The sequence below is a fragment of the Lacticaseibacillus sp. YLM2-1 genome (assembly GCF_056583465.1).
Genome location: NZ_CM152617.1, coordinates 1,434,397 through 1,446,873 on the forward strand (window position 1 = coordinate 1,434,397; position 12,477 = coordinate 1,446,873).

10 protein-coding genes and 1 pseudogene are annotated in these 12,477 nt (G+C 47.6%); 10 read left to right on the top strand and 1 reads right to left on the bottom strand.

Features of this window, described 5'->3' with window-relative positions:
* Positions 1-12 precede the first annotated feature (12 nt).
* From AC07KQ_RS06990 to AC07KQ_RS07035, 10 genes and pseudogenes are all read left to right on the top strand, one after another.
* Positions 13-362 (top strand): annotated as a pseudogene (locus tag AC07KQ_RS06990) (MmyB family transcriptional regulator); the annotation flags it as partial.
* Between the two features lie 152 nt (positions 363-514).
* On the top strand, positions 515-1,375 hold the full coding sequence (gene ylqF / locus AC07KQ_RS06995) for a ribosome biogenesis GTPase YlqF (protein ID WP_013245717.1): 861 nt from the start codon (positions 515-517) through the stop codon (positions 1,373-1,375).
* Complete coding sequence (locus AC07KQ_RS07000; protein WP_003575040.1) at positions 1,359-2,117, top strand: ribonuclease HII; 759 nt, start codon at positions 1,359-1,361, stop codon at positions 2,115-2,117. Before ylqF ends, AC07KQ_RS07000 begins: the two co-directional genes overlap by 17 nt.
* Before the next feature lie 61 nt (positions 2,118-2,178).
* A complete protein-coding gene (dprA, locus tag AC07KQ_RS07005; protein WP_003590695.1) occupies positions 2,179-2,994 on the top strand; it encodes a DNA-processing protein DprA in 816 nt (271 codons plus the stop codon).
* A 269-nt stretch (positions 2,995-3,263) separates the two neighbouring features.
* Positions 3,264-5,348 (top strand): type I DNA topoisomerase, encoded by a 2,085-nt coding sequence (gene topA / locus AC07KQ_RS07010; protein ID WP_013245718.1) that lies wholly within the window; start codon positions 3,264-3,266, stop codon positions 5,346-5,348.
* Positions 5,349-5,779: 431 nt separating this feature from the next.
* Positions 5,780-7,099, top strand: a complete 1,320-nt coding sequence (trmFO, locus tag AC07KQ_RS07015; protein WP_480156637.1) for a methylenetetrahydrofolate--tRNA-(uracil(54)-C(5))-methyltransferase (FADH(2)-oxidizing) TrmFO — start codon at positions 5,780-5,782, stop codon at positions 7,097-7,099.
* Positions 7,100-7,223: 124 nt separating this feature from the next.
* Positions 7,224-8,120, top strand: coding sequence for a tyrosine recombinase XerC (gene xerC / locus AC07KQ_RS07020; RefSeq protein ID WP_003570336.1), 897 nt, complete (start codon positions 7,224-7,226; stop codon positions 8,118-8,120).
* A 247-nt stretch (positions 8,121-8,367) separates the two neighbouring features.
* Positions 8,368-8,892 (top strand): ATP-dependent protease subunit HslV, encoded by a 525-nt coding sequence (gene hslV / locus AC07KQ_RS07025; RefSeq protein ID WP_003565422.1) that lies wholly within the window; start codon positions 8,368-8,370, stop codon positions 8,890-8,892.
* A 43-nt stretch (positions 8,893-8,935) separates the two neighbouring features.
* Positions 8,936-10,345, top strand: coding sequence for an ATP-dependent protease ATPase subunit HslU (gene hslU, locus AC07KQ_RS07030; RefSeq protein WP_274990935.1), 1,410 nt, complete (start codon positions 8,936-8,938; stop codon positions 10,343-10,345).
* A gap of 35 nt (positions 10,346-10,380) precedes the next feature.
* A complete protein-coding gene (locus AC07KQ_RS07035; RefSeq protein WP_003565426.1) occupies positions 10,381-11,259 on the top strand; it encodes an aldose 1-epimerase family protein in 879 nt (292 codons plus the stop codon).
* Positions 11,260-11,341: 82 nt separating this feature from the next.
* Here the strand turns inward: AC07KQ_RS07035 and plsY are convergent, their stop codons facing one another.
* Positions 11,342-11,965 carry a glycerol-3-phosphate 1-O-acyltransferase PlsY gene (gene plsY / locus AC07KQ_RS07040; protein ID WP_003565428.1) on the bottom strand — a complete coding sequence of 208 codons (624 nt, stop codon included), beginning with the start codon at positions 11,963-11,965 and terminating at the stop codon, positions 11,342-11,344.
* Positions 11,966-12,477: the final 512 nt, after the last annotated feature.

Genomic DNA, 12,477 nt, shown 5'->3' on the forward strand with positions numbered 1-12,477 from the left:
TGTACGCGTTTTTTTCGCACGTTCAATGATCCGCATTTTCGTGTTGTCATGGTTGACTGGGAAAATTATGCCAGTGCACTTACCCAAAGTTTCGCCAATTATATAGTCGATCTCCGGATTCAAAGGCCTTATTTGAAGTTTATTCTGCGGTGAAGGATGATCCCGTTTTTAAGCAAACGTGGGATCAGCTAAAGGTCGAAGAGTTAGGTGAAGAACGATTGCTGCTCAGCGTTCCTAACGCCGGAGAGCTCTATTTCGTTGAGACTTTTCTTAAGTTTTTGTGGAATGGTGATTTTATCGGCGTGCAACTGCCTGGGGATGAAGGAACTCAAAAGAGGCTTTACGAGATGGTTAGCGACTAAAAAGTACATGACTGAGCGGCCCGACACATTTTTCGGCTATCATAGTTTAAAAACAGGCAGTTGTTACTTTTCACATAAATACAGTATGCTAGTCGTTAGGAAATAGTTCATACTGAGATTTTAATTGTCTTAGTACTAAAGGAGTTACAAAAATGGCACAAATTCAATGGTTTCCCGGTCACATGGCCAAAGCCCGGAAACAAGTTCAAGAAAAGATTAAACAAGTCGACCTCGTGCTTGAAGTTGTCGATGCGCGGACACCGGAATCGTCGCGCAATCCGATGTTGGATGAGCTGGTGGCTGATAAGCCGCGCATTATGGTGCTGAATAAGCAGGATTTGGCTGATCCGGCATTGACGGCGGCGTGGGTTCAATATTATCAGGATCAAGGGTTTGCGGCGATTGCGATTGATGCCCAGCATGCCAAGCGGTTGCAGCAAATTCCGCAATTGGCGACGAAGTTGATGGCGGAAAAGATTGCCCGGAAAAAGGCGCGCGGCATTCGTAATCCGATGATTAAGGCGATGTGTATTGGCATCCCCAATGTCGGCAAGTCGACGGTGTTAAATCGTCTGGTTCGGCGTAACATCGCGGTGACCGGCAACAAACCAGGCGTGACGAAGAATCAACAGTGGTTGAAGGCCAGTGATAACTTTCAATTGCTTGATACCCCTGGGATTCTTTGGCCGAAGTTTGCCTCACAAACAATTGGGATGCGGTTAGCCTTTACAGGTGCAATTGCCGATGCAGTTTTCCAAGAAGACATGGTTGGCTTGTATGGGCTGACTTACTTTATGGCGCATTATCCAGCTGCTTTGAAAAAGGCATACCATGTCACCGATGATGATTTAAATGAAGCGCCCCATGATCTGCTGGTTAAGTTGACGAGATCACAAGGTTTCGCTGAGGCTTACGATCGGATGGCTGAGCGCTTGATTTTTGATGCACGACAAGGAAAGTTGGGACGCTTTACCCTCGAGAAGCCTGGTGAGACAGATGCCGACGCTGAGTGAGTATAAAGCGTTGCTGGCTGCTGACGAAGTTGCACCGGCTATTTTGGCGGCACTTAAAGAAGACAGTCGCATCGGTGCTGGCAAATTACTGGCAGCGTATCAACGGCGACAGGCCCATCAAGCAGCCGAAGAGGTGGCTTTACGTTATCGTAGCAGGTATGAGCGTCAGTTATGGGGAACCTATGAGTATGTCGCTGGGTTAGACGAAGTAGGGCGGGGACCACTTGCTGGCCCTGTCGTGACGGCTGCGGTGATTTTGCCGCACCATTTTCAGTGGCCGGTGAATGACTCGAAACAGCTGACCGCACATGAACGCAATGTGCTTTACCCGCATATTTTAACTGAAGCGATTGCAGTTGGCATTGGCGTGGCTGATAATCGGACGATTGACCGTGAAAATATTTACCATGCGACTGAATTGGCGATGGCTCAAGCCGTTGACCATTTGCGAGTCGCTCCGGAATGTTTGTTGGTGGACGCAATGCACGTGCCAGTCGACTTACCGCAAAAACGCTTAATTAAGGGCGATGCCAACAGCATCAGTATCGCTGCGGCCAGTATTGTTGCTAAAGTGATTCGTGATCGGCTTATGATGATGTACGATAAAATTTATCCTGGTTATGATTTTAAGGACAACATGGGGTACGGGACAAAGGCACATCTTGCCGGATTGGCGGCGCACGGCGTTACCCCAATTCATCGCCGCAGTTTTGGGCCTGTACGTGATCGACTGCGCTCTTAGTGCTTCATTGAGTGTGTCGATGTCGTGTTTGCGTAGTTTATTTGCGGGAGGACGACCAACAATGACACTGCGCAATTTTTTACTAGCATGGCACATTGCCACACGCCAGAATCCGCGGATGGCAGTTGCTTTAGAACAAGCTATCCGAGGAAAAGATGATCTCGCACCGTTTCAGGAAGAGCTCAAGAAACGTTTGACTGACCAGTATAGTCAACAATTAATTGCTGCCAAACACGTGCCGTTTATGACGTATGTTGATGCTGCTTATCCACCACGATTGCGGGAAATTCCGCAGCCGCCGTTGGTGCTTTTTTATCGTGGGCAGTTAGGTCTGTTGAATCAATTAACGTTAGGGATTGTTGGTTCGCGGCGTGCAACCGGCTATTCAGCGACGGCGCTGGCGCAGTTATTGCCGCAACTACCGTCAATGGTGATTGCAAGTGGCCTAGCAGCAGGCGCTGATGCGATGGCGCATGAGGCAGCCCTCAGTGCCCGACTGCCAACGATTGCAGTGATTGCCAACGGCCTTGATCAGGTGTATCCTGCCAAGAACCGCGATTTGCAGGTGCAGATTGCGCATGTTGGGCTTGTTTTAAGTGAGTATCCACCAGCAACCGGCCCGCAGCGGTTTCAATTTGTCGCTCGCAATCGGATTATTGCCGGTATTGCCCATGGTGTGATGGTAACTGAGGCGGAGATGAAAAGCGGCAGTCTCATCACGGCTAACTATGCTTTGCAACATAATCGCGAAGTTTTTGCGTTGCCTAATCGAATTGATGCGCCTTTGGGAGCAGGTACAAATGCGCTGATTCAGGCAGGAGCGGCGTTGGTGACTGGTCCAGAGACGTTGGTAGAAAACTTGAATTTTTACCCTTGAGGTGCACATTTTTGCTTACTTTATAGTAGAAAAAATTTCTTTTGATTTGACAAGAGCAAAATGACTAGCTTATGATAGCAACTGTTTTGAGTCAGCAGGTGGCATTGACCATTAGACTGGCACCAGTTGCGATTGCTTTGATGGTCGCGCCGGTGGTAGATGATCCATTGCCGCCTTAGGACGCATCAATTACTGACGACGAATCGTCAGCATCGCACAAATTAATCAGGGCTTGCCTACTAGGCAATGCCACCGGAAGGAGCGCGTTCATGGCCGACAAGAAGTTAGTCATTGTTGAATCGCCAGCCAAAGCCAAGACTATTGAAAAGTATCTTGGTCGAACCTATAAAGTTGTTGCAAGTTTGGGGCACATTCGCGATCTACCTAAGAGTCAGATGGGGGTCGATGTCGATAACGACTACGAGCCAAAGTACATTTCGATTCGCGGCAAAGGCGATGTGATTAAATCCCTTAAAAAAGATGCTAAAAAAGCTAGCAAGATTTATCTCGCAGCCGATCCGGATCGTGAAGGAGAAGCCATTGCATGGCATGTCAGTCACATTTTAGGTTTGGATCCAAAAGCCAAAAATCGCGTCGTTTTTAACGAAATTACGAAAGATGCCGTTAAAAATGCGTTCAAAACCCCTCGTGGCATTGATATGGATCTTGTAGATGCCCAGCAGGCACGGCGGATTTTGGATCGACTGGTAGGCTATTCCATCAGTCCTTTATTATGGAAGAAAGTTAAAAAAGGCCTGAGTGCTGGCCGCGTTCAAAGTGTTGCGCTAAAGCTGATTATTGATCGCGAAAATGAAATCAAAAACTTCACGCCAGAAGAATACTGGTCATTAGATGCTGAGTTCCAAAAGGGCCGTAGTAAAAAGTTCAGTGCTAGTTTCTATGGCCTGAAGAATAAAAAGCAGGCTTTAAAGAACAACGAAGCCGTTCAAAAGATTTTGGGCCAAGTGGACAAAACTAAGCCGTTTGCTGTGACGAATGTTGTTAAAAAGGAACGCAAGCGCTTCCCATCCCCGCCGTTCACAACCAGTACCTTGCAGCAGGAAGCTAACCGTAAGTTGGGATTCCGCACCCGAAAGACCATGATGTTGGCCCAGCAACTGTATGAAGGAATTAACTTAGGTGGTAAGTTAGGCACCGTTGGGCTGATCACGTACATGCGTACCGACTCGACTCGCGTGTCAAATGTTGCCAAAACTGAAACCAGCCATTACCTGCATGAGAAATACGGCGAAGCTTATGCTGCCGTCAAAATTCGCCAAGGTAAACTGCAGGAAGGGGCACAAGATGCCCACGAAGCCATTCGGCCAACCAGCACATTACGGACACCGGATAGTTTGACGGCAGTTTTGGACAAGGATCAGATGAAACTTTATCGGCTGATCTGGAGTCGGTTTGTTGCCAGTGAAATGACCCCGGCGATTATTGACACTGTGGCCGTGACGTTAGACCAAAACGGTGTGACTTTCCGCGCCAACGGTAGTCAGACTAAGTTTGAAGGGTTTACCAAGTTGTATGTCTCATCACGTGACAGCGATCAAAAGGACAATATTTTGCCACCGCTTGCAGTTGGTGATTATGTCAAAATGTTGAAGACCGATCCGGCTCAACACTTTACACAGCCACCAGCCCGTTACTCGGAAGCAAACCTTGTCAAAGCGCTTGAAGAAAATGGCGTTGGTCGTCCGTCAACTTATGCGCCAACTATCGAAACCATTCAGAAACGTTACTACGTGAAACTGAATGCTCGCCGGTTTGAACCGACTGAATTAGGTGAGATCGTCAACAGCTTGATCGTTGAATTCTTCCCGGACATCGTGAATATCAAGTTTACGGCGAACGTCGAATCTGAACTTGATGGGATTGAAACCGGCGAGGCTGATTGGGTTAAGGTGATTGATCAGTTCTATAAGCCATTTGAAAAAGAAGTGGCTCACGCCGAAACTGGGATCGCGAAGATTCAAATCAAAGACGAACCAGCCGGCTTCAACTGTGACATCTGCGGTGCGCCAATGGTCATCAAAATGGGTCGCTATGGTAAGTTTTACGCCTGTTCCCGATTCCCGGATTGCCGCAACACCAAGGCCATTGTCAAAGAGATCGGGGTTGTCTGCCCGAAATGTCATATCGGTCAAGTTGTTGAACGTAAGAGCAAGCGTAACCGCGTCTTCTATGGTTGCTCGCGTTATCCAGACTGCGACTTTGTCTCATGGGACAAACCAGTCGGCCGCGATTGCCCGGTCTGCGGACATTTCTTAGTTGAGAAAAAGAGCAAAGCTGGCACCCAAGTCGTCTGCCCAAATAACGATTATAAAGAAGCCTTGCAAAAAGCATAATTTGAGAAAGCAGTGAGTATGTTATCTTTGTACTCACTGTTTTTTTCGGGTAAACTTGGGCAGAGCGCAAACAGGCGCGCTTAGAAACCGGAGCATAAGTGGCCTCAAGCCTAAATGGCTGGGCTTTGGCCATTTAAACTTGAGGTCCTTATGTGCAGGTTTCTGCGCCTGTTTGCGCGTTTCGGAACTGGAGCATCACCAGCCTTGAAGTCTAAATGGCTGAACTTTGGCCATTTAGACTTCAATGTCCTTACACGGAGGCTTCTGCGCCTGTTCGCGCCTTTAGAAAGCTTGCTCAAAGATTCAGTCTGCCCACAATAGCAAGCTGAGTCGCTACCACATCAGCAAGCCACCAAAATACACGTGCCGCAAAACTCACATTTTCTCTGAACGAACTAATTGCGCCACGCCACCACAAGGAGGAATCACTCATGCCAACAGTTAATGTCATTGGTGCCGGACTAGCCGGATCAGAAGCAGCCTGGCAAATCGCTCAGGCCGGTGTAGATGTCAACTTATACGAGATGCGTCCCGTTAAAATGACGCCTGCTCATCACACGAGCAATTTTGCTGAGCTTGTCTGCACGAATTCACTGCGCGCCAACCAGATCACCAATGCGGTGGGTCTATTAAAGGAAGAAATGCGTCAGTTACATCCAATCATTATTCAAAGTGCTGACGCCACCGCAGTCCCTGCTGGCGGTGCCTTGGCGGTGGATCGCGAACCATTTAGCGAGCTAGTGACCCAAAAGTTGACGAGCAATTGGCATATTCATGTGGTGAATGAGGAATTGTCAGCATTTCCTGATGGGATCACAGTGGTGGCTACCGGTCCGCTAACAGCGCCCGGGCTAGCACAGGCAATTGTTGATCTGAACGGCGAGGCCGGTTTGTCATTCTTTGACGCAGCCGCACCGATTCTTGATGCGAATACGATCAACGAGGACATTGTTTATAAAAAGTCGCGCTATGATCGTGGCGAAGCCGCCTATTTGAATTGTCCGATGACGAAGGATGAATTCTTGGCGTTCTATCAAGCGCTCGTTTCTGCCGAAGTTGCTGAAGGCCATGATTTTGAAAAGATGACGGTTTTTGAAGGCTGCATGCCGATTGAAGTCATGGCCAAACGCGGTATTAAAACTATGTTGTTTGGCCCGCTAAAGCCAGTTGGCCTTGAAGATCCACGGACAGGTAAGGAACCTTACGCGGTTGTCCAGTTGCGTCAAGATAACGCTGCAGCGAGTTTATATAACATGGTCGGGTTCCAAACTCATCTTAAATGGGGCGAGCAAAAACGGGTTTTCCGACTAATCCCTGGACTTGAAAACGTGCAAATCGTCCGGTATGGCGTCATGCATCGCAACACTTTCATGAAATCCCCAGTGGTTTTAGAACCAACATATGCATCAAAACGCCGGCCTGATCTGTTCTTTGCAGGCCAGATGACTGGGGTGGAAGGTTATGTTGAAAGCGCCGCCAGCGGTCTGATTGCGGGTATCAATGCGGCCCGTATGGCGCTTGGAGAAACCCCGCTGATTTTTCCCGAAACTACAGCGATGGGGTCAATGGCGCATTACATTACTCACACATCCGCCCATCACTTCCAGCCGATGAATGCGAACTTTGGCATCATGCCAGCGTTAACAGTCAAAATACGCAATAAAAAAGAACGCAATCAGCAGTTAGCTGATCGTGCATTAAAAGATTTAGCTACTTTCCAAGCAGGTATGAATCGGGTTGAACAAGTTTAAGGACGCAAAAAATCTCGGGTTACCGGGATTTTTTCATTGGTATTTCGGCGGCTTGATGGTGTTGATGCACTGAAAGCGTCAACAATGGCTGCATTTTATGTTAATGTATTATCGGAGGGATTCAATGAAGCCAATTGCAGCGTTTCAAGAGTATCTTGAAGTTGAACGGCAGTATTCACCGGAAACAGTGACGGCTTATTTGAGTGATCTTCAAGAATTTCAGGCGTTTCTCAAGGCCAACGGCGGGTTTACTGACTTTCGGCATGTGGATGATTTAGACGTTCAAACTTATTTGACTGATCTTAACAAACAGGATTTGGCACGGACATCGATTGCCCGAAAAATCAGTAGTTTGCGAAGCTTTTACCGTTATTTGACACGAATTGATGTCGTCAAACGCAACCCATTTGAGCTGGTTGAATTAAAAAAGCAGCATCATCATTTACCACAATTTTTCTATGAAGCCGAGATTCAGGAACTGTTCAAGACAGTTGCTGGCAAAACCCCGCTGGATCAACGTAATCGCGCTTTGTTGGAAGTTTTGTATGGCACCGGTATTCGAGTTTCCGAGTGTGCCAAACTGACATTGAATCAGGTCGATTTCAATACGGCATTACTGTTGATTCATGGTAAAGGCAACAAAGATAGGTATGTGCCCTTTGGACAGTACGCTCAGCAAGCACTACGAACTTATTTAAAAGATGGCCGACAAGTCTTGATGGCTAAAAGTCAGGCACAGCATCGATATGTATTCGTGAACCAGTATGGGCGTCCGATTACCTCGCGTGGCATTGAATATATTTTGGATCAGCTCATCAAGCAGACGACGCTGACAGCTAACATTCATCCCCACATGCTGCGGCATAGTTTTGCAACCCATATGCTGGATCATGGTGCTGACCTGCGAACTGTTCAAGAGCTACTGGGTCATGCAAGTTTATCAACTACACAAATCTACACGCATGTCACCATGGCACATTTAAAAAATGAGTATATGAAATATTATCCGAAGCATAATTAAGACTAAAGCATGATGCAAAAGCAGTCTGAGTTTTTTAAGCTAAGAACATTGGCGATAACAGATTAATCGCTACTTTAGCTGTTTTTATCCGACGAGATACGCAGATAACGCGCTCGCAGTCGCAGAAACCTACACATAATGACCTGCAAGCCTAAATAGCCAAAATTCAGCCATTTAGGCTTGCAGCCCACTTATGCTCCGGTTTCTAAGCGCTTCTGCTCGCGCTCACTTAAAAAGGAGCATGACTATGACAACAATTGCAGCAGTAAGAAAAGATGGTGTGACCGCTTTGGCCGGTGACGGTCAGGTAACCCTTGGCGAAAAGGTCATCATGAAAGGCAACGCGCAGAAAGTTCGCCGGATCTATCATGATCAAGTCGTCATCGGGTTTGCCGGCGGGGTGGCAGATGCTTTCACCCTGCAAGACTGGTTTGAAAAGAAGCTGGAGCATTATGCGGGCAACTTGCGACGTTCCGCAGTTGCGCTGGCTCAAGATTGGCGCAAGGATCCGACCTTGCAGAAACTTGAGGCCATGATGATCGTGATGGATGAGCATGACCTGTTACTCGTATCCGGGTCTGGCGAAGTGATAGATCCAGATGAAGACGTGGTAGCGATCGGCTCCGGCGGCAACTTTGCGCAAGCCGCGGCAATCGCGATGCTGCGGCATGCCCCAGATATGACACCAGCTGACATTGCCAAAGAAGCAGTGAATATCGCAGGGAATATCGATATTTTCACAAACCACAATGTTATTGTCGAAAGCTTTTAGTTTGTAACCGTTGGCAATTACATTGACCTACAGGAGGCTTATGATGGCAGAAGTACAAACCCCAAAACAGATCGTTGAAAAACTCGATCAATATGTCATTGGACAAGATGATGCAAAACGGGCCGTCGCGGTTGCCTTGTATAACCGTTATCGGCGAATGCAATTATCGCCAAAAATGCAAGAAGAGATTACCCCGAAAAACTTACTGATGATCGGACCAACTGGTGTCGGGAAAACCGAAATTGCACGACGACTGGCAAAAATAGTTGAGGCGCCATTTGTGAAGGTGGAAGCGACTAAGTTTACGGAAGTTGGCTACGTTGGCCGTGACGTCGAATCCATGGTTCGCGATCTTGCCGAAACTGCCGTTGCCATGGAAGAAGAGAAGCAATTTTCAAAGGTTCGCATACGTGCCGAAAAAGAAGCCAACAAGCGTTTGGTTAAAATTTTAGTGCCGGCCATTCGTAAGGAAAAGAATACCAATCCGATGGCCGAGATGATGAGCATGTTGCAAGGGATGCAAAATGGCAAAATGCCAGCTGGCGATGATGCAGACGCAGGCGGCGAAGTGACCGATGATATTCGCAATAAGCGTTTGAGCGTGGCAAAGCAACTGGAAAAAGGATTACTTGAAGATCATGAAATCACCGTTGCTGTCAATGATGAGAAAAAAGGCGGTGGCATGGGTGACATGTACGGTCAGATGGGCATTGATCTAAGCGACACCATTGGCGCTTTAATGCCTAAGAAAAAGGTTGAGCGGACCATGACCGTCAAAGAAGCTCGCGAAATCTTCATCAAAGAGGAATCTGACAAACTGGTCAATCATGCCGACATTTATCACGACGCCATTCAAAGTGCCGAGAATAACGGGATCATTTTCATCGACGAAATCGATAAAATTGCTGCGGGAAACAAGCATAATAGCGGTGAAGTTTCGCGTGAAGGTGTGCAGCGAGATATTTTACCGATTGTAGAAGGATCGCAGATTAACACTAAGTATGGTCCTATCAATACGGATCACATCTTGTTCATTGGCTCAGGTGCGTTTGCCGAGGCTAAGCCTAGTGATTTGATTGCTGAACTTCAAGGGCGTTTTCCAATTCGGGTTGAATTGAAGGACTTAACCGAAAAAGACTTTGTGCGGATCTTGACCGAGCCAGACAATGCTTTGATCAAGCAGTATATCGCCTTGATTGGTGCAGATGGCGTGAAGATTACCTTCACGAAGGAAGCGGTTGATCGAATTGCAGAGATTGCGACTCAGGTCAATCACGACACTGATAATATTGGAGCGCGGCGACTGGCGACCATTCTTGAAAAACTGCTTGAAGACGTACTTTATGAAGGTCCAGATATGGCGATGGGCGCTGTGACCGTCACCCAGCAATATGTGGATGACAAGATTGGCCATATTGCGGCTGATTCAAACATGACGCGGTATATTTTGTAGTTAACAATAATGTTGTAGGTAAAGGATGAGGATGTATGGTAACGATTGCAAATGACTTTTTGACAGTTAAAATCAGTCGGCATGGTGCTGAACTGACCAGTATCAAAGATAACCTGACAGGCAGGGAGCGTCTGTGGCAAGCAGATCCTGCGGTGTGGGGTCGCCACGCCCCGGTCTTGTTCCCGATTGTTGGGGCGCTGGCTGACAATCAATATCATTACGCAGGCAAGACTTACCACATGGGCCAGCACGGTTTTGCCCGTGATCGTGATTTCACGGTGCTCTCTGCGACACCGTTTAAAGCGAGCTTCGTTCTGAAGGATGATGACAAAACGCGGGCGATGTACCCGTTCGCTTTTCGTTTAATCATCACGTTTGCACTAGAAAATAATAATCTACATGTCACGTATCACGTTGACAATCCGGACAAAAGTGAGCCACTGTTCTTTAGCATCGGCGGCCATCCGGGCTTCAAGGTCCCAATGACGCCGGATACTCAATTCTCCGATTATTATTTGAACTTCAAACCGCGTAAGTCGCTTGTTCAGATTCCGTTGGTTGCTGGTGAAGGCATTGATTACACGCACCGGACCTTGGCTGCAACTGATGCCAATTTGGCCTTAACGCACGAAACATTTGATCATGATGCTTTAATTTTCGCGTTGCTTGGTAAGACAACCTTCAACTTGGTTTCTGACAAGACGAAACATGGTGTCAGCGTTACCATGACCGATACCCCATATCTGGGCGTTTGGAGTCCGTATCCAACCACTGGCGACTTTGTCTGCATCGAACCTTGGTGGGGCATCGCCGACACGATTGGCAGCACTGGCGACCTGACGCGCAAACTTGGGATCAATCGACTTGAACCTGGCACGGCATTTGAGAAGGGTTACATGATCAGCATTTTCTAAGGTGTCATCAGTTTGTCGATTAGGTACATGAAAAAAAAGACATCCAGTTTCGGATGTCTTTTTGGTTGCCATCAAAAGGTGACTAAGAGCGCCCCCGGTGTTGACGAAGATATTGGCCTAAGCCAAAGGGCACCATATTTTCATCTCCGGCCTTGATGCGTTTGAAGTTTGCCCGATGTTTGATCAAAAAGACAACCAGCAGCCCGCAGGCAACAGTTGTCAGCAACCAATCATGGTAAACCAGCGACCAAGCTGTGATCAACACCATACCCAGTGTGCTGGCAACGCTGACCATGGACGTTAGCAAGATCAAACTGAACCAGATGGCAAATGCAATGACAAAAAATGGCGGATTATATGCAAGTAAAATGCCAGCGCTAGTTGCCACCGCCTTACCGCCTTTAAAGCGAATGTAGATCGAAAATGTATGACCGAATACGGCCGCTAAACCCACGATCAGCACCAGCCAATGATGCTCGATGCCAAAGAGAATGGGTAAGCTGGCAGCCAACGTGCCTTTTAAGATATCCAGCACTAAGACAATTGAGCCGCCGACTGGCCCTAACATGCGATAAGCATTTGTGGTGCCAATATTGTGACTCCCGCCTTTGCGGATATCCGTGTGATAAAAGAGTTTACCAATGACCACACCAAACGGGATGGCGCCTATGAAATACGCGAGTATAAAACAAAGCACAAGTATCAAATGTGCCCCTCCTCTCAAACTAGAAACTATTTTAGCATTTTTGACTTTTGAGTGATACGTCAGTAGAATAAAACGAACGTACATTCGAATAAAACCTGTGAAGCGGGTTGTGGCGCGATTTGGTGCCGTCTTGTGCAAGGATCATGGCGGGGCACAGCGTAGATATGGTGCCAGCGGGGGATGAATTTCACGTCAAGAAGTCATAGTTATGTGCCATGCTTAGGGAAGTGCGGTTTTCTGCTGAGCTTTGAGACATTGACACGGCTAATAAAATTTAAATGAACAATGATGGTATTAGCCAACTGGGTCGATTTTGAGGAGAAAACAGGAGTCCTGAGAGCAATACGGTGAGGTCTGCTGTTGATGGTGTTGATGCTTAAGCAGGCTCACAGTCGCAGCAACCTGCGTGTAAGGACCTTGGCCGCAATGGTCAAAGCCCGACCATCACGTCCAAGGCCGCTTACATTCCGGTTGCTAACCGCTCCTGCTCGCGCTCTACTGAAACGCGCTCG